The sequence below is a fragment of the Peribacillus sp. NJ11 genome (assembly GCF_030348405.1).
In the GTDB taxonomy this organism is placed as follows: Bacteria; Bacillota; Bacilli; order Bacillales; family DSM-1321; genus Peribacillus.
On record NZ_JAUCFO010000001.1, the window covers coordinates 1,830,104 to 1,853,993 of the forward strand.

The window sequence follows — 23,890 nt, forward strand, 5'->3', positions numbered from 1 at the left end:
AAGGCTGTCCCATCTTCGTTCACATTCACAGTTTAGAAGGGTCGGCATGTTTTATTGATATTGCTCGAGAACAGAGAAAAACTTTTTGGCAAATTCATAAAACACCTTTTCCGATGGTGCCAATTCCCTGTGTTTTGGAGTGATGATGCCAACAGTCCGTTTGACTTCGGGTGTATCGATCGGGATTTTGACGGTAAGCCTTGGAGTGACTTCATAAAACGTACTTTCAGGGAGCAGACTGACTCCGATTCCGGCTGATACGAGACCTTTAATGGAATCCATGTCTTCACCTTCCGAGGTGATGTTCGGTGCGAAACCGGCTGCTTTGCAAGCTTCGATAGCGATAGTGTGAAGGATGTATCCTTTCGGAAACAAAACGAATGGATCATTTCGTAAGTCACTTAGTCGCAAACTCTTCCTTTCCGCTAATGGGTGAGTTATGGGCAGTAAAGCGGAAATGTTTTCCGTGAACAGGATATGACCTTCGATATCTGGATCGTTTGTCGGGATTGGTCCAAGGAAGGCTAATCCGATTTCGCGATTTTTGACGGCTTCCTTTAAAGAGGAATAGGATCCCTGTCTTAAGTGGAACCCGATATTCGGCTGCTCATCTTTAAAAGCAGAAATAACGGTAGGTAGTAAATGGGTGGAAAGGCTAGTCGGGAACCCGATTTTAATGGTTCCGTGTTCAGGGTCCAAAAATTCCTCAATTTGATATTTGGCATATTCTATCGCTTGTATCGCCGTTTTTGCATGGATAAGGAATATTTTTCCGATAGGGGTTAACTGAATATTTCGGCCGATTTTTTCAAATAAAAGGACGCCAAGCTCATCTTCCAATCTGGAAATTTGCCGGCTGATTGCTGATTGTGCGATATGCAGGTGCTCTGCGGCTTCAGAGACGTGTTCTCTCTCGGCGACTTCAACAAAATAACGTAATTGCCGTAGTTCCATTTATTCATCCTCCAACCATTCATCTCAAATTGAGATAGATTCTATTAGAATTATATATTGTTTATATCGATTTGAAAACCTAGAATAAATGTAAGTGACATAACGGTGTAAGAATACGATGGGGGCGATTAATATGACATACAATCAAATACCAAAAGCACAAGGGCTCTACCATCCTGAATTTGAACATGATGCATGTGGGATCGGTTTATACGCTCATTTAAAAGGGCTTGCTACACATGACATCGTCAAACAAGGACTGAAGATGCTGTGCCAATTAGATCATCGCGGCGGACAAGGCAGCGATCCCCTTACAGGAGATGGCGCAGGATTAATGGTGCAGATTCCCGATAAATATTTCAGGCTGGCATGCCCGGAGATGAATTTGCCAGCAAAAGGGCGCTACGGTGTAGGCATGCTTTTTTTCTCTAACAATGATGATGAACGGATTGAAATTGAAGCTCGTTTGAATGCATTTATCGAACAAGAGGGCCAAACGCTATTAGGCTGGAGAACGGTCCCTGTTGATGCTGGGAAAATCGGGGAGGTCGGTAAGGAGACATGTCCGACGATCCGCCAAGTATTCATCGGTGCCAGTGAAGGGATAACCGATGATTTAGCTTTTGAACGTAAATTGTTCATTATTAGAAAACAAGCTGAAAACTGGGCTCGTGAACGTGGGAATCGTTTTTATTTTGCCAGCCTTTCAAGTACTACGATCGTTTACAAAGGTTTATTGACACCGGAGCAGGTGGATGCATTTTATCTTGACCTTCAACAGGAGGATTTCGTTTCGGCTTTCGCTTTAGTGCATTCCCGCTTCAGCACGAATACTTTTCCTAGTTGGGAACGGGCACATCCAAACCGTTACCTGATTCATAATGGCGAAATCAATACGCTTAGAGGCAATGTGAATTGGATGAAAGCGCGTGAGCAGCAGTTTGTTTCAGAAGCATTCGGAGATGACCTGCAAAAGGTCCTGCCCATTTTGGATATAGACGGCAGTGATTCCTCGATTCTTGATAATGCACTTGAATTCTTTGTCCTTGCCGGGCGTAAACCGGCACATGCGGCCATGATGCTCATTCCTGAACCATGGACGGAAAATCCGCATATGACGAAGGAAAAGAAGGCATTTTACGAATATCATAGCATGCTCATGGAGCCATGGGATGGTCCGACGGCCATATCCTTTACGAATGGCAAGCAAATCGGGGCAATCCTGGATCGAAATGGTTTAAGGCCTGCAAGGTATTATGTGACAAAAGATGATTACATCATTTTCTCCTCCGAAGTCGGCGTGATCGATGTGGAGCCGGAGAATGTATTATATAAAGATCGTTTAAGCCCAGGCAGAATGCTTTTAATAGATTTAGAGGAAGGCCGTATTGTTTCCGATGAAGAAATCAAGACGGAAATGGCTCAGGAAAATCCATACCAGCAATGGCTGGACGAACAGCTTGTTCAATTAAGTGACGAAGAACCAGTGACCGAAGGGAAGCCATTGAGTGATTTGTTATTCAGGCAAAAAGCGTTCGGATACACATATGAAGATGTCCAAAAATATTTACTGCCGGTCATTACCGAAGGCAAAGACCCGCTGGGCAGCATGGGGAATGACATTCCGTTAGCGGTCTTATCAGATCGTCCGCAGTCGCTATTCAACTATTTCAAACAATCCTTTGCACAAGTAACCAACCCGCCAATCGATTCGCTTCGTGAACAGATCGTCACGTCAACGATGACATTTCTGGGTGCGGAAGGAGATTTGCTGAAACCGGATGAAACGAACAGCCGCCGCATTCAATTGGATTCACCTGTTTTGACGCCAGGTCAAATGCAGCAGTTGAAGGAAAATGCCTTTCCGGAATTCAAAAGCAAAGTCATACACACTTTATTTTCAGAAGATTTAGAGAGTGAACTCGATCGCATCTGCCGTGAAGCGGAACAAGCGATCGCTGATGGTGTCAGCCTTTTGATATTATCTGACAAGGATATGAGCAAAGAAAAGGCTGCGATTCCTTCCTTGTTGGCTGCGAGCTCCCTTCATCAAGAGCTTATCCGTCATGGAAACCGTACGAAAGTGAGCATTATCGTTGAATCGGGTGAAGCAAGGGAAGTCCATCATTATGCGTCCCTTATCGGGTATGGAGTGGATGCGATTTACCCATACCTTGCTTATGAAACATATAAGCAAGCTGTATTGGAAGGCAGTTTAGCCATCAGCTACGAAGAAACGGTAAGGAAATATGTAAGCTCCTTGACGGAAGGTATCGTAAAAGTGATGTCGAAAATGGGGATTTCCACGATTCAAAGTTATCGTGGGGCACAAATTTTCGAAGCAGTCGGAATTGGTGCTGATGTAATCGAACGCTATTTCAGTGGTACGGCATCGCAGCTTAGTGGGATAGATTTGGAAACGATAGCTGATGAAGCGTTGATTCGCCATAGGAAAGCTGCAGCTGATTCCCTTGACCAAACACTTGAAAGCGGAAGTGATTTTCAATGGAGAAAAACAGGGGAACATCATGCTTTCAATCCTAAAACGATCCATACACTGCAATGGGCCTGCCGGAAAGGCGATTATAATTTATTTAAGCAATATTCCAACTTGGCGAATGAAGAGAGACTCGGGTTTTTAAGGAATTTATTCTCGTTCGATCAAAAGCGCCAAAGCATTTCAATAGATGAAGTGGAATCCGTGGAATCCATCGTCAGCCGATTCAAAACGGGTGCGATGTCATTCGGTTCATTGAGTCAGGAAGCACATGAAACATTGGCGATCGCGATGAACCGTTTAGGCGGAAAAAGCAATAGCGGTGAAGGCGGGGAACACCCAAGCCGTTACCAAGTGGATGAAAATGGTGATAACCGCCGTAGCGGGATTAAACAAATTGCATCTGGACGTTTTGGTGTGAAAAGCCATTACCTTGTCAATGCCGATGAACTTCAAATCAAAATGGCACAAGGTGCAAAGCCGGGTGAAGGCGGCCAGCTACCGGGGAATAAAGTATATCCTTGGGTTGCAGAGGTTCGTGGTTCCACACCAGGTGTCGGCCTGATTTCACCGCCTCCACATCATGATATCTATTCGATTGAGGATCTGGCACAGCTGATCCATGATTTAAAGAATGCGAATCGTGATGCCAGGATCAGCGTCAAGCTAGTATCAAAGGCAGGCGTGGGCACGATTGCAGCCGGTGTGGCCAAAGGAGCTGCAGATGTCATCGTTATCAGCGGGTATGATGGCGGTACGGGTGCATCACCAAAAACAAGTATCAAACATACAGGTCTTCCTTGGGAGTTGGGCCTTGCCGAAGCACACCAAACATTGATGCTGAATGGCCTGCGCAGCCGTGTAGTCCTTGAAACGGATGGAAAGTTAATGACGGGACGCGACGTTGTCATGGCAGCTATCCTTGGAGCGGAAGAATTCGGCTTTGCTACGGCACCGCTTGTGGTCCTTGGCTGTGTCATGATGCGTGCTTGCCATTTGGATACATGTCCAGTCGGGGTAGCTACTCAAAACCCTGAGCTTCGCAGCAAATTCACTGGAGATCCGGATCATGTCGTGAATTTCATGCGCTTCATCGCTGAGGAAGTGCGGGAAACGATGGCTGAGCTTGGTTTTAGAACACTAGAGGAGATGGTCGGCCGCACTGATGTTTTACAAGTGAGCGAGCGGGCACAAAACCATTGGAAAGCGAAGCATCTGGACTTGACGACACTTCTTTTCCAACCGGAGGGGATACGTACGTATCAACTTCCGCAAAACCATAAAATTGAAGAATCCTTGGATATCCGTGAGATTTTACCTGTGGTGCAGCCTGCTTTAAATGATCAAACCCAGGTGGATGTAAGCTTCCCGATTACAAACGTGAACCGTGTGGTCGGAACGATCGTCGGCAGTGAAGTATCCAAACGCTATGGGGAAGATGGGTTGCCTGAAGATACGATCACACTTCGCTTTACGGGATCGGCGGGCCAGAGCTTCGGTGCGTTCATTCCAAAAGGAATGTCGATGTATTTGACAGGTGATGTCAATGACTATGTTGGGAAAGGCTTATCTGGCGGAAAGATCATTGTCACGGCACCTTCTGGGAATCAGATTGAGGCCGGGGACAATGTAATTGCCGGTAATATCGCCTTATACGGTGCAACAAGCGGCGAGGCCTACATTAATGGCCGTGCGGGAGAACGATTTGCCGTACGGAACAGTGGAGTCAACGTCGTGGTTGAAGGGATTGGAGACCATGGCTGTGAGTATATGACAGGCGGTCGTGTGGTCATCCTTGGCGACGTCGGCAAAAACTTTGCGGCAGGAATGTCAGGCGGCATCGCTTATGTACTTGCTGATGATGCAGAAGAATTCAAGGCATTATGCAATGGTGAAATGATAGAATTCGAGACGCTGACGGATATGGATGATGCAAACGAGGTAAAAGAAATGCTTTACAGTCACCTTCATTATACAGAGAGTGCAAAAGCCTCTTATGTACTGGAGAACTGGGAGGATTTCGTCAAGAAATTCGTAAAAGTCATTCCGAAAGATTACAAACGGATGATGAAAAGCATCAATGAGCAGAAGAGCGCTGGGTTGTCGGATGAAGAAGCGACCATGAGTGCATTTCAGGCAAATTCCGTTCAAGATAAAAAAATCACTAAACAAGCTGTGATGCAGTAAGGAAGGGGAGAGAAAGATGGGAAAAGCAACAGGATTTATGGATTATCCGCGAGAAAAACCAACAGACCGGAATCCTCTCACTCGTTTAAGCGACTGGAGAGAGTATACAGCTCCTTTCTCTGATGAAAAGTTAAGTACACAGGGAGCGCGGTGTATGGACTGCGCGACCCCTTTCTGCCATATGGGCATGGAATTGAACCGAGTCACAACAGGCTGTCCGATTCATAATCTGATCCCGGAGTGGAATGATTTGGTTTACCGCGGCAGATGGAAAGAAGCATTGGACCGTTTGTCGAAAACGAATAATTTCCCTGAATTCACCGGGCGAGTTTGCCCGGCCCCGTGTGAAGGTTCTTGTACGGTAGCGATAAGCGACCCTGCGGTTACCATCAAGAACATTGAACGGACCATCATCGATAAAGGATTTGAAAATGGCTGGATCACGCCTCGCATCCCTGAGAGCAGAACTGGCAAGAAAATTGCCATCATCGGTTCAGGCCCAGCAGGATTGGCGAGTGCCGATCAGTTAAATCAAGCAGGTCATTCTGTCACGGTTTATGAGCGCGCAGACCGTGCAGGCGGGCTGTTGACATACGGCATCCCGAACATGAAACTTGAAAAAGATGTCGTTGCACGCCGGATCAAATTATTGACCCAAGAAGGCATCGATTTCATTACCAATACGGAAGTGGGCAAAGATATTTCAGCCGAGGAACTGCAAGATCAATATGATGCAGTCATCCTATGCACAGGTGCACAAAAGCAGCGTGACCTGGAAATTGAAGGCCGCGGGGCATCAGGCATTCACCTTGCTATGGATTACTTGACCACTTCGACTAAAAGCCTGTTGGACTCCAATTTTGAAGACGGCAAATTTTTAGACACGAAGGGTAAGGATGTCATCGTCATCGGCGGCGGGGATACAGGAGCGGACTGTGTCGCAACTGCCCTTCGCCAGGAATGTAAGAGCGTCGTACAATTCGGGAAGCATCCAATCCTTCCGACGGCCCGTACATCTGATAATATGTGGCCGGCCTACCCGAATGTATTTTCACTAGAATATGCGTATGAAGAAGCGGAAGCGAAATTTGGTGCAGATCCGCGTCAATATTCCATCCAAACAAAGAAAATCGTAGCCGATGAAAATGGCAACGTTAAAGAACTGCATACAATCTCAATGGAAAAAATCAAAGGTGAAGATGGAATATACATTTTCAGGGAAGTTCCAGGAACTGAAAAAGTATGGCCTGCACAATTCGTTTTCATCGCAATCGGATTTGAAGGCACTGAACAGCCACTATTAACTCAATTTGGCGTAGAAACAGTCAATCAAAAAATTGATGCCGTCTATGGCGAATACAGAACGAATGTCGAAGGCGTTTTCGCTGCCGGAGATGCAAGGAGAGGCCAAAGCCTCATCGTTTGGGCGATAAATGAAGGCCGTGAAGTAGCACGTGAAGTGGACCGCTACTTGATGGGCGCATCGGTATTGCCATAATTGTAAAAGAAGAAGTGCCATATCAATCATTATGGCGCTTCTTTTTTTGTGGTGGGAAATGTGGAATTCACGAGTAAAAGCATGAAACTCACGAGTAAACGCACGAAACTCACGAGTAAACGCACGAAATTCACGAGTAAACGCACGAAACTCACGAGTAAACGCACGAAACTCACGAGTAAAAGCATGAAACTCACGAGTAAACGCACGAAACTCACGAGTAAACGCACGAAACTCACGAGTAAACGCACGAAACTCACGAGTAAACGCACGAAACTCACGAGTAAAAGCATGAAACTTACGAGTAAATCACGAAAATTCATGAGCAAACGCTCAAAACTAACAATACTACGGCTTAAATATACAAGGAATTCATAACAAGTGGTCGGTAACTCAATAAAATGCATGGCAAAAAAACACGCTTAGGAGAATTCCTAAGCATGTTGTCTATTTTTTCACAGCATTAGATGGCAAGTATTGTTCCGAGGTGATGATATCATCGTCGGTTAGAACATAAGGGTGTGTTTCCATCAATATCTTTTTTAGGTAGTCTGGCATCCTAGCACCTTCGTACGCACAAATTAATGGAAATGACAGCAGATTTACTGCCTCATCTACTGTTCTCTCAAAATCTTCTATGATATGCAGTGGCTCTTCCATGGTCGCCCACTCCACATGTGCCCATGATCGGAAAGAGATTTTATTTTCCACATAGGGCTGTACTGTTTTATTAAAGTATTCTTCGATTGCAGGGGGATGATAACTGCCGCTTGAACAATAGAAATCGAAGTTGTTCACAAAGTGAATGAACTCCATTTGCTCTTTCGCTAATCGTGCACTCAGTTCTCTGTGAATAATGGGATAAATACGGTCATTTTCAATAAGAATAACGTAGTCTCCCGCCGCGACGCCATCTTGGATATAACTTAAAACCTGTTTGATGTAATTTTCCTTTTCATTATAGGAATACAGCACATGAACGTTCTTTTGGTCTTCAAACAACTGATTCATTTTACTTTTCAATATATCATTCCTTCTCTCATGTATCTCCTCAATTATACTAGATTTGTGTAAACAGAACAAAATCAATTGGTGACAGCAGGTAAAGGTGTTGATTGAAGAAGCGCCACGGCAGCAGGGGGATCGATAACTCAACAAAAACGGTAATGAATATAGAAGATAGTAATCATGCATGTTGTTATCGATTATTAGCAATTCTTTATATCTTTGAGAATACGAATTTCAAGGCCGTTCGAGAAAAGAGAATAAATTTTACCACAGCAATCTTTTTGATTCTATGACAATAGTACTTCGAATATTGTAAAGTTAGCAGGAAATTAGGAGGAGTCAGAAATGACAAACCGTAAACGCCGCCACTCCATTATTCTAGAGTCGCAGGAGTAGGGCTATTGCTTATGGCAATACTTGCGATGTTTTCTAACTTTTCTGTTCTTGAAGGACTTATCGTCTTTGATGATGCAGCAGCAACTGCCACTAACATCATGACCAATGAGATGTTATTTAGGACTGGATTCATTAGCTTTGTTATCGTGCTCATTCTTGATGTGCTGTTAGCTTGGGTTCTGTATGTTCTGCTTAAACCCGTTAATAAGAATCTGGCGATGCTCGCTGCGTGGTTTAGGTTGGTGTACACCGCCATCTTTGGGTTCGCCTTGCATAATTTCCGGGGTGTACTGCAACTGCTAAGCGGTACTGAATATTTGGCGGCATTCACACCTGAACAGATACATGCTCAAGTGCTGTCATTAATCGATGCTTTCAATAATGGATGGCTAATTGGGTTGGTGTTTTTTGGCTTTCATTTGTTTGTAGTTGGTTATTTAATAATCAGGTCAGGAGGCTACATGCCAAGATTGATCGGGATCTTCCTGGTCATTGCATCTGCTGGGTATTTAATAGACAGTTTTGCACATTTTCTTCTGACCAACTATACCGACTATAAAACGATATTCTTATTGATTGTAGCCATACCTGGTGTGATTGGGGAGTTATCATTAGCTTTCTGGCTTTTGATTAAGGGTGTTAAAGTTCAATAAAGGCGATAACCTTCCAAAATTAGGAGCTGTACTTATTGAGGCTGTTGAGTAAAATGCGTTAGTTCATAAAATGCACACATTCAAAAATAACATGAATGTATAACAAAACCCAAAAAAGCAATCCTTCACCATTTGAAGGATTGCTTTTCCGTATTATTTCAGCCGCTCGATTAAATCGGTCATTTTATCTAAAGTGGTTATGTTCTGGTTACATTTCATACTATCCAGGCAAATATAATTCCCTTTTTTAATGAATGTCCCTTGGACGGTTCCTTTTGTTTCAGACATGAACATCCCTACTTCTTCAAAGCGGCTGCATATGGCACAGATCCCTTTTTTGTTGGCGGGTTTAATAGTTCCATGCAATCCGGTGAGTTTATTATGATGGGGTGCAATGATGAATTTCTTTCCGGATCCGCCATCATCCCATCCCAAGTATGAAATCTCTCTCAAATCGATGTTTTCCAACAAAGGGGCTTTTAATTTCTTTGCTTTAGAAAACAATTTTTTTATCGTTTTTTCGCTTACTTCTTTAAATGGGATCACAAACGGTTTTACCTGTAAGAGAAAGGCTTCGGCTTGTGGGGGATCTTTAATGGTATCTACTGGATCCAGCAGTTGTTTTTGTTCTTCGCTCAAGTCACTGAATAAGCTTAATACTCTTTCTTTGGCAACAGTTTTCAGGGTGTTGATCACATCCTTATCGTTGGCCGTCGCGTGTCCATTTATAAGAATCTGCGTTTGGGATTTAATGAAGTTATATTGCTCGCTTCTGATAAAAGGTTCCATTTTCTTCACTCCTGTTTTTATTGCGCGATACTTGTAACATGATACCGTTTTTATATACTTTACAGAAATCGCATCTGCATTAAAAGGGGGAAAACGACTAAGAAACATTCTTGGCATATGAATAGCACTGATATCATTATCAGTGCTGCCCATGCAATCCTATTTAGAATAAACGATTTTCTTAATGGTTTCCGCGGAGAGAAAATGTTCCTCGGCTAATTGATGGATGGTATGCCCGTCCTTGAATGCATATTTTATAGAGGCATTTCGGTCATCGATCAATTCCCTTGATCCCGAACGGGTTCCCCATTTGTGATGGGCCTTTTCAGGTTTCGGGATATATATGGTTTCACCTTGCACATACTTTTGAATTTCAACGATCAGCTTTTCAGGCAACACGGCCGTTGCTTTTACATATTTCATTTCTGCCAGCCCCTTATTCTTTTTTAAGAATGAAATAAGGTGCAAAGCCAAATATTAGAAATGATAAGTCGGGCGATTAAGTTTAGCTTAATTTAACCCCATGCAAAGTATCGCCTCCAATACTAGGCTTTGCATGAGACGCTGCAGAAGGTGGCATTAACATTCTTATTGCCATCTTTACACCTCCCTTTTGTGTCCCAGAAGAACACGTACTGTCATTATTATAAAATATATAAGGGTGGTTGCCAAACTTTTTCCAATGAATGGCGGGCTGATTGTTTGATAATGATCTAAGTACATGAAATAATTTGAAATGAAATCAAACTAACCATTATGGGAGCTGACTTTCATGAAAGTATTCGTAGTTGGGGCAAATGGGCAGATCGGTAAACATCTGGTGGATTTATTAAAAGATAGTCCGGATCATACTGTACGGGCAATGATTCGCAAAGAAGATCAGAGGAAGCATTTTGAGAAAAATGGAATTGAAGCTGCAGTCGTCAGTTTAACGGGAACAGTGGATGAGATTGCGAATGCGGCGAAAGGCTGTGATGCCATCGTGTTTACAGCAGGATCCGGAGGAAGCACCGGCGCTGATCAAACGCTGTTGATTGATCTGGATGGTGCAGTTAAAACGATTGAAGCGGCAGAAAACTTGGGAATCAACCGATTCATCATGGTGAGTGCTTTTCAGGCCAATAATCGCGAAAACTGGAATGAAGCCATCAAACCGTATTATGTGGCCAAGCACTATGCGGATAGGGCATTGTTACAAAGCGATTTGAATTATACCATCATTCGGCCTGGCGGTCTGGTTAATGAACCGGGAACGGGCAAAGTGACCGCCGCCGAAGAATTGGAAAGAGGTTCGATTGCCCGTGAAGATGTGGCTCGAACTATTCTTGCTTCTTTAACTGAAGAAAATACCTACAAGCGTTCATTTGATTTAATCTCCGGTGATACTGCAATCGCGGAAGCATTAAGGAAAATATAACGAAAAAAAGGAGGCAGAGCCACTCAGCGTCGAGTGAGCTCTGCTATTTAATTCCCTCAATATGCTTGATGACCCTCGCTGGGTTTCCACCGTCAACAACGCCTTCAGGAACATACTTTGTTACGACGGCCCCTGAAGCGACGACGGAATGACTCGCTATTGTAACGCCAGGATTGATGATGGCCCTTCCGCCAATCCATACATGATCCCCAATCGTAACCGGTTTTCCGTATTCCACTCCAAAACTGCGTTCGAAGGGATTCAGCGGGTGTGTGGCCGTATAGATATGCACTCCGGGACTTGCCAATCTTCACTTCACAAACATCCAAAATGACACAATCGAAATTAGCATAAAAGTTTTCCCCGACAGAAATATTGTATCCATAGTCACAATAGAAAGTGGGTTCAATATAAACATTTAGTCCAGTGGAACCTAAAAGCTGTTTCAGTAGTGCCCTTCGTTCATCCCCTTCGCTTTCCGTTGTCTGATTGTATAACCGGTCATCTTTCTAGCATTTTCCCTATCTCTTATTAATTCCGGATCAGCGGCCATATAAGGTTCCCCGCTCACCATTTTTCTTTTTCAGTATTCATGTTTACTCTTCCTATTTTTTTACTTTTTATATAGTTTATTTAAATATCTGAATATTAAAACATTTTTCCTGCAAAATAAATTGCAGGACATTTTACTCAAATTTTCTGTTGAATCTGAATGCCTCTCTCAGTTTCATAAAAAGAAGTAAGAAAAGAAAGATTTTTCCGAATAATGAGTGAAATAGCTTTGACAAACGTTCCGCCGAATTTTATAGTAAGGAGAGTTATCAATAATCAATAGTTTCATGAAGGTGCATTTTAATAGATAAGTAGAATGGACCGAAGCTCATTTCACTTTTTTATCGGAAATGGATGGGCAACTCTTTTCTTCGTTAAGATAATCAAAATAATGGAGGGCTCAATATGTCACAGAAAGCACCACTTTCTTTTATCGTTGTAACAGGATTAATGCTTTTTGCTTTATTTTTTGGTGCAGGAAACTTAATTTTCCCTGCCATGCTCGGTCAATCCGCTGGGACCAATTTATGGTCGGCTAGTTTAGGATTCATCATTACTGGTGTTGGATTGCCATTCATTACAATATTGGCATTTGGTTTTTCGGGAAAAAATGATGTTCAATCGCTTGCAAGCAGGGCACACCCGTTATTCGGCATCATTTTCACAGTCGTTCTTTATTTATCTTTGGGACCGCTTTTCGCGCTTCCGAGAACGGGAAGTGTCTCTTACGAAATAGGGATCAAACCTTTCCTTTCCAATGACGTCGGTTTTTTACCATTGCTGGTATTCACTATCATATACTTTGGAATTGCCTGTTTATTGTCCATCAATCCATCCAAGATGCTGGATATCGTCGGAAAAATATTAACACCGTTATTATTGATTTTTATCGGGATTCTCATTGTAGTCGCAATTATTAACCCAATGGGTGAAATCCAGTCACCAGTGGCAGATTATTCAGATAATTCTTTCTTCAAGGGATTTAAAGAAGGATATTTGACCATGGATACGCTGGCCGGATTTGCATTTGGTATCATTGTCATCAACGCGATCAAAGACAGGGGGATCACTTCAAGAAAAGAAGTGTTAGGCTTCTGTATGAAAGCTGGCTTGATAGCTGCAACCTTGTTGGTGATCGTGTATACGGCATTGACTTATGTCGGGGCAACAAGTGTGGAAAAACTAGGTCAACTGGGTAATGGCGGAGACGTTTTGGCTCAAGCCTCGAATCATTTTTTCGGATCGGCTGGTGCCGTGTTGTTAGGGTTGATCGTGATCGCAGCATGCCTGACGACAAGCATTGGGTTGATAACGGCTTGTTCTGCGTATTTCAATAAAATACTGCCTGCTGTATCGTATAAATCATTTGTCGTCATCTTCTCCGTTTTTAGTGCGGCTGTTGCAAATGTAGGTTTGACAAAGCTCATTTCAATTTCAGTGCCTGTGTTAACCGCGCTTTATCCGGTGGCGATCGTTTTGATCGTTCTGACGTTCTTCCATTCCCTTTTCAAAGGGAAATCGGAGGTATACTTAGGAAGCTTATTATTAACGGCCATCATCAGCATAATGGATGGAGTAGTGGCATCAGGCATTAAATTGGATGCTGTTTCGAACTTTTTCACCCAATACCTTCCACTATATAGTGTAGGGATAGGATGGGTGATGCCTGCCATCATCGGCGGTGTATTGGGCTATATGATATACCTGATGAAAGGGGACCCTAAGGAAGCCTATTAAGGGTCAGCATTCACTATATGAGCATGAAAGGAGCTGTCTTGATGACAGCTCTTCAGTTTGTCGACAAAAGGGGATTCGGAATGCTCTCATCCCGAACCATGATTTTAAAACAAGACTAGATTATCCTTAATGTTTTTTTACTATAATCCTTATTGGATTGAAGAAATTTGCGACACTCCTGCCGAATAACTGGCTTGCCGAGACCCCACAGGCGCTTGCTTTGATGTGGCTTGGCAGACAGTCGGCGGAAAGGGAGCGGATTTCTGAAATCAACTGGAACGTCATTTAAATAAAAAACTGCAGGCAAACACACTTTTCTTCTAGTTTGTCACAGTCTGGGAGCTGTCTTGATGACAGCTCTTTTTCTTAGTGTTTGTTTTTAATGGGAAAGAGCCTTAAAATGTTCAGAAAGGGGTGTAGGAACACAATGATCAATCGACTACCAATAGAAATAGCAAATATATTAGAAGCTAATAAAAAAAATCCTGCTCAATACGAGGAATTGATCAGGAGCGGCGGATATCTGCCTCCCGAGATGGAGTTGATGGTAGATGCCATCACTGCCTTAAGCATGGGGAAGAATATCCTTTTGAAGGGTCCGACAGGGGCAGGAAAGACAAAGTTTGCCGAGACATTATCGAATTTATTCAACCAGCCAATGTTCAGTGTCAACTGCTCAGTCGACTTGGATGCCGAAAGTTTATTGGGCTTCAAGACGTTGGCTTATAAAGAAGAAAAACAGGTGATAGAATTCGTACCCGGACCTGTGACCAATTCAATGAATCACGGTCATTTCTTATATATAGATGAAATCAACATGGCAAAACCGGAAACACTGCCGCTAATCAATGGGGTGCTTGATTACAGAAGGACGATAACGAATCCGTTCACGAATGAAGTCATCACTGCAAAAGATGGCTTTAATGTGATTGCTGCAATCAATGAAGGGTATGTCGGTACAGTGCCGCTGAATGAAGCGTTGAAAAATAGGTTTGTCGTAATCGAAGTTCCCTATATCGAAGGGGAGCAGTTAAAGCAATTGATAGAAACCAATACAAAGTTGAAGGACCCAAGAAGTATTGAATTGTTCGTTAAACTGTCGAGTGATTTGATAAATGCCGTGAATCAAGGGAAGGTCGCTGAAGATGCGGCATCGATCAGGGCTTTGCTTGATGCTTGCGATCTGAGTATATTGATCCCGCCGAAACGGGCGATTCTTCGTTCCATTGTGGATAAGTTGGACGAGGAGCGGGAGCGTGAGTTTGTGAAGAACTTGGCTGACACATTATTCTAACTAGGAGAATGCCTCATGAAGTATATCCGGTTTAATGATTCAATAATCGATACGGCCCTTTTTTTACAGCTTCAGGATCTCTCGACTGTCTTATCCGGCATTTCTGAGCTGGAATTCGAATATAATTATGGTTCCTTCATTGATCTGATCGAGAATAAGGTCACAGCCAGCCATTTTTGGGAAAATGGCAATAAGGAAGTGAAGGAAGCGGGACTGAAAACGGACGTGCTCCTTAGAACGATAGGTACGCTGCATCATTCAACAATCCAGAGCATGAAGGAGTACCAGGACATCATCGGGGAAAGTTCGCTTCCGAAGTTTGGAGCCCAATTATTCGCTATAATGGAAGATTTGCGATTGGAAGAATTGGTGAAGAAAGAAAGGCCGGGCACGAAAAAATGGTTTTCGGTAAGGGGAGCTTACCTTAAACAATATTTCGAAAGCCAATTAGCAACGAATGTCACAAGAAGTTTTGCGCTGGATGAATTATACTGCCTCATCTATTTACTGCTTCAATCCGACCGTCCGGATCCGATTTTTCCCAGAGCCAATGTACGGCAGCTGGAAGAGCTGGAGAAAATCAAACCGTTCATCCATTCTGTCTTTGAAGCCACTAAAACCAGTGATATCACGAGGATTTGCGAGCAAATCGTTTTCCGTGTGAACGATGGATACGAGGATACGATCAATGAATATTTCATCTTCCCCATTGCAAATGTGGAAAAGTATAAGGCAAATACCTTATTTGATGAACTGACTAGAAATGATGAACTGGTTAACGATGATACAGAAGAGGTAGACGAAGAAAAAAGTGAGTTCATTGATGAGAAATTCTCAACTTGGCACCGGGAGAATAAGAACGGCGAGAGTAATTCGACTTTCCTTCAATTTGAATTGGAGCAGGGAACGAAAACAAGTCTTATGGGCGGCGGTGCCCGAGAAGCGGAAGATGCCGACCAAGCGCTGGCTTCGATCCAGGGTTCATCAGGGGAAAGTAAACAAAAGGAATACAATCAGCAGGAAACGCTGGAGAAGAAACAAACCAATATGGGCAAAAGTGGTGAACATCCATTTGGTGAAGAAAATAAAGACGTCGTCCAAGTAATCAAGGAAGCAAAAATACCAACACTTTCGGAAGAGAAACGCTACCGTGAGTTTGTTGCGGATATCGAACCGTTTAAGAGGAAACTTTCCAGTACAATTGAAAAGACACTGGAAAATAAAAAGAATGCACCAAGAAAAGATTTGGTTTTTGGTCGTTTATCGAAGAAATTACTGCCGCTTGTACTTGAAGAAAATCCAAGGGTCTTTTATAAAAAGAACCAGGATTCAAATGAATTGGATGCCGTATTCACATTGCTTATCGATTGCTCGGCCTCCATGCATAACAAAATGGATGAAACGAAACGAGGGGTCGTCCTGTTTCATGAAGTGCTGAAAAAATTAAGGATCCCCCATTCGATCGTGGGATTTTGGGAAGATGCGAATGAAGTGAGAGAAGGATATCAGCCGAATTACTTCCATGTAATCCAGTCCCATTCCGATTCTTTTTATCTGAACTCAGGAGCGAAAATCATGCAGCTTGAACCGGAGGAAGACAACCGGGACGGATACAGCATCAGGGTGGCCACAATGGAATTGGAAAAAAGGCGCGAAAAAAACCGTTTCTTGCTCGTATTTTCTGATGGTGAGCCGGCAGCAAGCGATTATGATCAAAATGGAATTGTCGATACACATCTTGCCGTATCGGAAGCCAGGAAAAAAGGCATAGAAGTCATAGGCCTGTTTTTAGCGGATGGAGGCGTCGATGAAAGTGAAGAATTGACGATGAAAAACATCTATGGCAAAGAACGGCTAATGATTCCGAGTGTAGCTGAATTGCCAGAGCAATTTACACCGTTGCTAAAAAAGCTACTGCTGAAGACCATTTAAGAATTAGGTGTATATAGGGAAAAACGCAGTAGGATTCTGATTTGGATCTTACTGTGTTTTTTTTTGTTTCATATCAGTTATTTGCAGTAAGTGAATATTTTGATGAGAAGCTTGAAAAGAAAAAAGGATGCGATTCTTTTGGTGGGATTGGGGTAAACAATAAATGAGGAAGTGATCGTGTTGATGAATTTACTGTTTATGTTACTTTACTTTATAATCATTGTTCTTGTTATTGAAATATCAGTTACCTTGCTGAAATTGACTGGATTAAAAAGCACAGTAGCCAGATTTCAGGTTATCTCCATGCTGACAGGTACTGGTTTTACAACTGATGAGTCAAAATCCATTATTGATCATCCCGTTCGCAGGAAAATAAGCATGTTTTTAATATTATTTGGTGCTTTCTCACTTGCTGTCATCATTTCATCGATCAGTACATTGCTTACAGATGACCTACGCTTGATGGAGTTAAGCATCATTATTGGTGTATTGGTGGTCTTAACCATTTTTGTGAAGACGCCATTCCTGAATAATAGAATATCGAATAAGTTGAAAAGTGAAATGTATAATCATTATGAATTATGGGAGCACCCGATAGAGGAGGTCCTATTTTTAGAAGATGATGACGTGGTCATGGAGATTGATATTTATGAGGACTCTGAATTCATAGATGTCAAAGCGTTTGATGTCATATCGGATGGAGCAGACATCAATATTTTATTTATTGAAAGCGGAGAAGTGAAAATCAGGAAAGAGTTATATGAGTATAAAGTTAAATTAGGGGATAACCTCTTTTTATATGGAAATAAAAAAGAGATAGAAGACACATTTTCAAAAGAAATCGAAGTGATGAAGAAGAAAAAGAGTACATCGGGGTGAAGAAATCCCTGCCTTGAAATAAGGCAGGGATTTTTTGAATTGCGATCTTCATTAATGTTTTTTATTCGGTAATTTCTGAGCGGGATTACCGTTACCTTGACGGCGAAAATTGCCTTCTTCCTTTTTCTGCTGCTCTTGAATGCTTTCCACAAATTCCTTTGAACTTTTCATGGAATGAACCTCCTCCGTTAGTTTCTTCTTTACTATAACCAGAAGAGGTGAAATTCATGAGTGTGGAAGAAATGTTGACTTTCTTATAAATAGGATAGATGGTAATGTGTGGAATTAAAATATTTTTTATGAAATGAAACCACCCCGACCTACTAGCATAGCACCAAACGAGACTTCTCTAAACCCTTCCTTAATATCCTTCGTGAATTCCTGTTACGTTTAACCCGGAAATTAAACCAACAACGATTACTATTATAAAAATATCCTGCCATTTCTAACATGAACAAACAACCTTATGCTAAAACGCCAGATACTTGTCTCAAATTTGGGGAATTAAATTTCAAAAATGAAACACCATGATGCGATTCAGATGATTTAATTGAATTATAAAAACAGGTACTCAATTAAAGCGAATCCAAAAAAATGGAGTAGACCTGCCATCTATGGAGATTTAATTGCTACCAGATATCAAGTAAAATCATATACAGGCGCTGGAAAACTAATAAGCACAACTTATGTAACGTACTATCATACAACAAAAACATATATAAAAATTTTATATTAGTATAAAGGGCTGAGGTGAAATTATTTTCAAAAAATCTTCATTTTTTTTAGTGGCAATACTATTAGTTGTTGGTTTTGTTAGCAGTGATAAATTGGGATTATTCGAAGATGTACCACCTTCAATTGTTTGGGAAGGGCAATCTTACAGAATTACTGATGAACCTGTTGAAGTTCAAGATATAGGGAATGAAGTAGGAGAAGTTATTCGAAAAATTAGTAGCAATAGCACTCCTAATGCGGATGGAGAATCTAATGTTTTAGAAAAGGGAACAAAAATCTTCGAATCTAAAATACAATTTGAGGATAAAAATTATAAAGAGTTAGTTCTTCAAATAAATAATAAAGAGTATATAAAAGCGTATCCAATGTTAGGATTATAATAGCAAGGAAAAAATGTTCTCTTAAAAAAGAGGACATTTTTTCCTTGCTATCTAATGTCAGGATATATAACATTTGAATATTTTGAATATTGACAAAAATAGGGACGGTATCTATAATAATCAATAATAATATCCATGAATAAACGTTATTGGGGTTTTGCCTATGGAACGGACAACTACAACTGCTGTCCGAGAATTATGTGAGATGCATACTCACCTACTGGACAAGGATATTCAAATTCTTGAAAACCTATCAACGAATTTATCGTTGATAGCCAATTTGAATAAAGCGAATGTCTTTATTGATTGTCCGGTGCGTGAAGGGAAGCATGCCATAGTCGTGGCAGAGGCAAGCGCATATTCTGTAAAATCGGCTTATGATCATCCGGTTGTCGGGAAATTTGCCTATGAGGCTTTCGAGCCGGCAGTATTTTATGTATTGCGCACCGGAAAGGAGATGTTCGTGAATCGGGCATTGACTCAAGAGGGGGCAATGGTCCAGCAAAGTGTCGTTCCGGTCAAGGGAGAATGCAATCGGGTCATAGCCGTTTTGATCATGGAAAAGGTGATTCAGGAAGAACCTGAAACTTCAAATCAGTTTGAAAGGCAAGATCAACAAAATTCCTTAGTTCCTGAATTCATCGAAGAGTCCATTTTCCTGATCAATAACCAGAACCGACTTGTTTATATGAATCCTGCTGCCATTAATCTAGTAACGGAAATAGGTTTGAGGGACTGTGTCTTGGGGGACTCCATTTTCGATTGTTTTCCTGACTTTGCCGATGTTCTTGCTTCAAAAGAAGAGATTTTAATGAAAGAAATTAATATTGGTAAAAAGACTTTCCAAATTAAGAAATTCCATTTAGGCAACAAGAATTCCGATGAAACATTCATCATCATCCGGGATCTGACTGAACTGCGGGATAAAGAGAGAGAGCTGATTAGCAAGTCAGTAGCCATTCGTGAAATTCATCATAGGGTGAAGAATAATTTGCAGACTGTTGCCAGTTTACTTCGGCTGCAAATGAGGATAGGGGCCCCTGAAGAAAGCAAGCCCCATTTATTGGTCAGTTTGAACCGGGTGTTAAGCATATCGTCGGTTTATGAAATCATTTTGGCAAGCAGCCATGCGGATCACGTGGATTTACTGGAGCTTATTAAGAAAATAGGCGATATGATCGTTTATACGGAGGATCATACCCGTAACGTCCTAAGCATTGAATATACGGGTGAGCTTCATTCCATTGATTCCGACATTGGCATTTCCGTCGCGCTGGTGGTGAATGAGCTGATTCATAATTGTGTGAAGCACGCTTTCATGGAAGGTACGGAAGGGAAGATTACCGTATGCTTTCAAAAGGATGGTTCTGAATTGGAGATTCAAGTAAGAGATGATGGCATCGGCTATTCGCCGGCAGTGAAACCTTCTTTGGGGCTGGATATCATCCGTATGACGGTGGAAAATGATTTGGATGGGGAGTTTTCGATTCATCGGATTAAAGAAGGTACCCTGGCTTCTGTGAGATTTCCATACAAGAGGTAGGTGGGAGAAGTGGTCAAGAGGATTTTGGTCGTGGAGGATGAATCGATCGTTCTGCTTGATATAACGATTATGCTCAAGGATGCAGGCTACGATGTGGTTGGACATGCACGTGACGGCGAGAAGGCGGTTGAATTGGCACATGCTTTACAGCCGGATCTCGTTTTGATGGATATAAAAATGCCTAAAATGAATGGACTCAAGGCTAGCGAAGTGATATCCAATACCTTTCAGATACCGGTCCTGCTTTTAACTGCATTCAGCCAGCGTGAATATATCGACGAGGCGAAACGGGCGAATATCGTCGGATATCTTGTAAAGCCAATAACGGAGGCGAATTTGATTCCGGCAGTGGAGATTGCTTTACTGCAAGCCGCCAATGTAAAAAAATATCAGGAACGAAATGCTCAATTGGATGAAACGCTCACAAATCGTAAAGTCATTGAAAAGGCAAAAGGAATTATCATGAAAAGGAAGAAAGTAACAGAAGAAACCGCTTACAAAAAACTGAGAAGGCTGAGTATGGATAAGCAGCTATCCATGGAGACAGTGGCACGAATGATCATTTCAAATGATCAAAAACAAGTAAATAGATGAAGCAATGGCGCTTTGATGGTCCAAATTGGTTATAGGTAGGCAAATCTACTGAAAAACCTAAGTTTGGGCTATAAGAGGCGTCTTTTTTTATACCCTTTTTTAAAAGTCGATAGGCCAAATCAAATCGGAATCCAGGGGGAATATGTATGGAGATGGTAGGTAAATTCGTTATTTATATCATTATGGTGTGTGCTGTTGTCGGTGCTTTTGCATCGATTAAGGACAGTGAGCGAGGATTGGGCAAGCAATTCATGGAAGGTTTGCATACCGTTGGCCATATATTCATCCCGGCTGCTGGAATCATGGCCTCAATCCCTTATTTATCATGGTTCATCGATACAGTATGCGGTCCGGTTTTCGCTGCAATCGGTGCAGATCCCGCCCTTGCTGCAACCACGATTTTGGCAACGGATATGGGGGGTTACCAATTGGCTGCCGAGCTCCAGGAATCATATGAAGGCTGGATCATGGCGATGATTGTCGGATTCATGTCTGGAGCAACGATTGTATTCTCGATTCCAATGGGGCTTGCCATGTTAGAGAAGCGTGATCATAAGTACATGGCTCTTGGTGTCATGTCAGGGATCCTGACGATTCCGATTGGCGCTTTCATCTCAAGTGTGCTGGTGGTGACAACGAATTCGAAAATCCGCGAAGTTATTTCCACGAATGCGGATTCTACATACGAATTCGCGTTGAGCTATTTGAAAATTGCCCTGAATCTTTCCCCCCTTATCATTTTTGTGGTATTGCTTGCGTTAGGTCTTTATTTCCTGCCGGATTTGATGATCAAAGGTTTCATGTGGTTTGGGAAAATATTGGATGCCGCGATTAAACTCGTACTTGTGTTTTCAATCGTGGAAATTTTCACCGGACTGTTTTCCACTGTATTTGGTGTTTGGGGGTTCCACCCCATCATGGCCGATAAGGCGGACCAGTTCCGTGCCCTGGAAACGGCGGGGTATATCGGGATCATGCTGGCAGGTGCTTTTCCAATGATTTACCTGATTCAAAAGTATGCAGGCAAGCCGCTTGAAGCGATGGGCGGGAAAATCGGATTGAGCAAAGCGGGGAGTGCAGGGATATTAGCCACGGTAGCCAATATATTGGCGATGTTCAAACTTGTTAAAGATATGCCGCCGAAGGACAAGGTCATAAACATTTCCTTCGCTGTGTGTGCGGCCTTCCTATTAGGCGATCATTTATCTTTCACAGCCAACTTTCAGCCCTCCTTAATATTACCGATCATTGTGGGCAAGCTATCTGCCGGTGTTATTGGAATCGGTCTTGCTTACTGGCTGTCCGTTCCGAAAGCTTTGGAATTGGAGGAAAAGGATCGTGCAGCAGGAGTTATCGGCATAAATGAATATAAAGGGGAAAACAAGGAAGAAGATGGAAACGAAATCCAAGTGGTGTAAAACTGAGGTGGAATTCTAATGAATGAACAGGTGGAACGAATCATCAGTGCAGGAATTGATATTGGCACCAGTACGACGAAACTTGTTATCAGCGAGCTTTCGCTTAGGAATGTGGCGGGTGGTGGACAGGTGCCAAAAATCGAAATTACCGAGAAGAAAATTCTGTATCGAAGTCCCATTTTCAGGACCCCGCTTTTATCCGATACGGTAATTGATATACCTGCCGTTCAAAGAATGGTGGAAAGTGAATATCATCAAGCTGGAATCATGATGGAAAACATACAAACAGGGGCTGTCATCATCACAGGGGAAACGGCAACCAAACAAAATGCAGAAGAAATGGTACACCAGTTATCCAAAGCGGCAGGGGAATTCCTTGTAGCGGCAGCCGGTCCGGATTTGGAGGGAATCATTGCCGCCAAGGGATCCGGTGCCTATCAACATTCCATTGAGACTGGAAAGACAATTGCGAACATAGACATTGGCGGGGGAACGGCGAATATTGCCGTTTACCGATCTGGCATGCTTTGCGGAACTTGCACACTGCATATAGGGGGCCGTTTGGTTGAATGGGAGGGAGCGAAGGTGAAGGTTGCTCCTTCAATAGGAAAATGGCTGAAATCAAAGGGGTATTCTCCTTTGAATGTTGATGGGGTAATCATCGCAAATGAAATGACGAAGGTGCTTTTGAGGTTTCTGGCTAGTTCATACACAAACGAAGATAAACTCCTTTTAGTGGGGAAGGAGCCATCGTGGACAGGACGAATAGATGGGTTAATGTTCTCGGGCGGGGTCAGTGATTGCATTTATCATGAAGAACGGAAGGACAAAAGCTTCCGGGATATCGGCATGATGCTTGCAACTTCTATAAAGGAAAATGAAGGATTGGCTGCATGGGAGTGGGAACAGCCCGTTGAAACGGTTCGGGCGACTGTCCTTGGAGCAGGCGCACATACAACTGAAATCAGCGGTGCTACCATCGAGGTGAATGATTCCCATCTGCCAGTTCGTAATATCCCAGTCTATCGGCTCGATTTTCAAGGCGTGCTGGATGATGGTGCCGAGAGAATGACACAAGCTGTTCTGGATGCGATCACGATATACGATCCCCAGCATGAGGGCCTGAACTTCGCCTTTTATTTAACGAATTTGCCTTATCTATCATTTCGGGACATTCAGCAGCTCGCAGTCGTTTTTACCGAGGCTTTGAAGCAAAAACCGAATCAGCAGCAGCCTCTGATCATTGTCATGGATAGTGATTATGGGAAGGTGCTTGGTCAAACATTTCTAGCGAATCAACCAGATTTGCCGGTCATCTGCATTGATCAGACACAAGTGGAACATGGTGATTATTTAGATATAGGAAGGCTGCTGCGGACAGGGGTCGTTCCGGTTGTCGTAAAAACGCTAACCTTTCACAGTTAGGA

At 42.6% G+C, this 23,890-nt stretch carries 18 protein-coding genes and 2 pseudogenes; 13 read left to right on the plus strand and 7 right to left on the minus strand.

Annotated elements, in window-relative coordinates:
- Nucleotides 1-51: 51 nt before the first annotated feature.
- Nucleotides 52-954, minus strand: a complete 903-nt coding sequence (gltC, locus tag QUF86_RS09065) for a glutamate biosynthesis transcriptional regulator GltC (RefSeq protein WP_289334088.1) — start codon at nt 952-954, stop codon at nt 52-54.
- Between the two features lie 133 nt (nt 955-1,087).
- Between gltC and gltB the strand changes: the two genes are divergently transcribed.
- Both gltB and gltD read left to right on the plus strand, forming a co-directional pair.
- On the plus strand, nt 1,088-5,638 hold the full coding sequence (gene gltB, locus QUF86_RS09070) for a glutamate synthase large subunit (protein ID WP_289334089.1): 4,551 nt from the start codon (nt 1,088-1,090) through the stop codon (nt 5,636-5,638).
- A gap of 16 nt (nt 5,639-5,654) precedes the next feature.
- The gene (gene gltD / locus QUF86_RS09075; protein ID WP_289314680.1) at nt 5,655-7,136 is read left to right on the plus strand and encodes a glutamate synthase small subunit; all 1,482 of its coding nucleotides are present in this window, start codon (nt 5,655-5,657) and stop codon (nt 7,134-7,136) included.
- Between the two features lie 29 nt (nt 7,137-7,165).
- Here the strand turns inward: gltD and QUF86_RS09080 are convergent, their stop codons facing one another.
- The gene (locus QUF86_RS09080) at nt 7,166-7,459 is read right to left on the minus strand and encodes a hypothetical protein (protein ID WP_289334090.1); all 294 of its coding nucleotides are present in this window, start codon (nt 7,457-7,459) and stop codon (nt 7,166-7,168) included.
- Between the two features lie 124 nt (nt 7,460-7,583).
- Nucleotides 7,584-8,159, minus strand: coding sequence for an MEDS domain-containing protein (locus tag QUF86_RS09085; protein WP_289334091.1), 576 nt, complete (start codon nt 8,157-8,159; stop codon nt 7,584-7,586).
- A gap of 380 nt (nt 8,160-8,539) precedes the next feature.
- Between QUF86_RS09085 and QUF86_RS09090 the strand changes: the two are divergent.
- Nucleotides 8,540-9,193 (plus strand): annotated as a pseudogene (locus QUF86_RS09090) (DUF4386 domain-containing protein); the annotation flags it as partial.
- 153 nt (nt 9,194-9,346) lie between these two features.
- Here the strand turns inward: QUF86_RS09090 and QUF86_RS09095 are convergent.
- Nucleotides 9,347-9,982, minus strand: a complete 636-nt coding sequence (locus QUF86_RS09095) for a FusB/FusC family EF-G-binding protein (protein ID WP_289334092.1) — start codon at nt 9,980-9,982, stop codon at nt 9,347-9,349.
- Between the two features lie 159 nt (nt 9,983-10,141).
- Nucleotides 10,142-10,405, minus strand: coding sequence for a CD3324 family protein (locus QUF86_RS09100; RefSeq protein ID WP_101225543.1), 264 nt, complete (start codon nt 10,403-10,405; stop codon nt 10,142-10,144).
- Between the two features lie 349 nt (nt 10,406-10,754).
- On the opposite strand from QUF86_RS09100, the gene QUF86_RS09105 reads away from it, so the two are divergent.
- The gene (locus QUF86_RS09105) at nt 10,755-11,399 is read left to right on the plus strand and encodes an SDR family oxidoreductase (RefSeq protein WP_289314685.1); all 645 of its coding nucleotides are present in this window, start codon (nt 10,755-10,757) and stop codon (nt 11,397-11,399) included.
- 43 nt (nt 11,400-11,442) lie between these two features.
- Here QUF86_RS09105 and QUF86_RS09110 read toward each other — a convergent pair.
- Nucleotides 11,443-11,973: pseudogene (locus QUF86_RS09110) on the minus strand (sugar O-acetyltransferase).
- Nucleotides 11,974-12,356: 383 nt separating this feature from the next.
- Here QUF86_RS09110 and brnQ point away from each other — a divergent pair.
- From brnQ to QUF86_RS09130, 4 genes are all read left to right on the plus strand, one after another.
- Nucleotides 12,357-13,688, plus strand: coding sequence for a branched-chain amino acid transport system II carrier protein (gene brnQ, locus QUF86_RS09115; protein ID WP_289334093.1), 1,332 nt, complete (start codon nt 12,357-12,359; stop codon nt 13,686-13,688).
- A gap of 427 nt (nt 13,689-14,115) precedes the next feature.
- Complete coding sequence (locus QUF86_RS09120; protein ID WP_289334094.1) at nt 14,116-14,982, plus strand: ATP-binding protein; 867 nt, start codon at nt 14,116-14,118, stop codon at nt 14,980-14,982.
- A 15-nt stretch (nt 14,983-14,997) separates the two neighbouring features.
- A complete protein-coding gene (locus QUF86_RS09125) occupies nt 14,998-16,914 on the plus strand; it encodes a vWA domain-containing protein (protein ID WP_289334095.1) in 1,917 nt (638 codons plus the stop codon).
- 183 nt (nt 16,915-17,097) lie between these two features.
- A complete protein-coding gene (locus tag QUF86_RS09130; RefSeq protein ID WP_289334096.1) occupies nt 17,098-17,793 on the plus strand; it encodes a hypothetical protein in 696 nt (231 codons plus the stop codon).
- A 51-nt stretch (nt 17,794-17,844) separates the two neighbouring features.
- Here QUF86_RS09130 and QUF86_RS09135 read toward each other — a convergent pair whose 3' ends face one another.
- A complete protein-coding gene (locus QUF86_RS09135) occupies nt 17,845-17,964 on the minus strand; it encodes a DUF4023 family protein (protein ID WP_061465287.1) in 120 nt (39 codons plus the stop codon).
- A 656-nt stretch (nt 17,965-18,620) separates the two neighbouring features.
- Between QUF86_RS09135 and QUF86_RS09140 the strand changes: the two genes are divergently transcribed.
- The 5 genes from QUF86_RS09140 (at nt 18,621) to QUF86_RS09160 (ending at nt 23,888) form a co-directional block, all read left to right on the plus strand.
- Complete coding sequence (locus QUF86_RS09140; protein WP_289334097.1) at nt 18,621-18,908, plus strand: hypothetical protein; 288 nt, start codon at nt 18,621-18,623, stop codon at nt 18,906-18,908.
- Between the two features lie 163 nt (nt 18,909-19,071).
- On the plus strand, nt 19,072-20,451 hold the full coding sequence (locus QUF86_RS09145) for a sensor histidine kinase (RefSeq protein WP_289314691.1): 1,380 nt from the start codon (nt 19,072-19,074) through the stop codon (nt 20,449-20,451).
- Between the two features lie 9 nt (nt 20,452-20,460).
- Nucleotides 20,461-21,045 (plus strand): ANTAR domain-containing response regulator, encoded by a 585-nt coding sequence (locus tag QUF86_RS09150; protein WP_289314692.1) that lies wholly within the window; start codon nt 20,461-20,463, stop codon nt 21,043-21,045.
- Nucleotides 21,046-21,191: 146 nt separating this feature from the next.
- On the plus strand, nt 21,192-22,463 hold the full coding sequence (eutH, locus tag QUF86_RS09155; RefSeq protein ID WP_289334098.1) for an ethanolamine utilization protein EutH: 1,272 nt from the start codon (nt 21,192-21,194) through the stop codon (nt 22,461-22,463).
- A gap of 18 nt (nt 22,464-22,481) precedes the next feature.
- On the plus strand, nt 22,482-23,888 hold the full coding sequence (locus QUF86_RS09160; RefSeq protein ID WP_289334099.1) for an ethanolamine ammonia-lyase reactivating factor EutA: 1,407 nt from the start codon (nt 22,482-22,484) through the stop codon (nt 23,886-23,888).
- Nucleotides 23,889-23,890 lie beyond the last annotated feature (2 nt).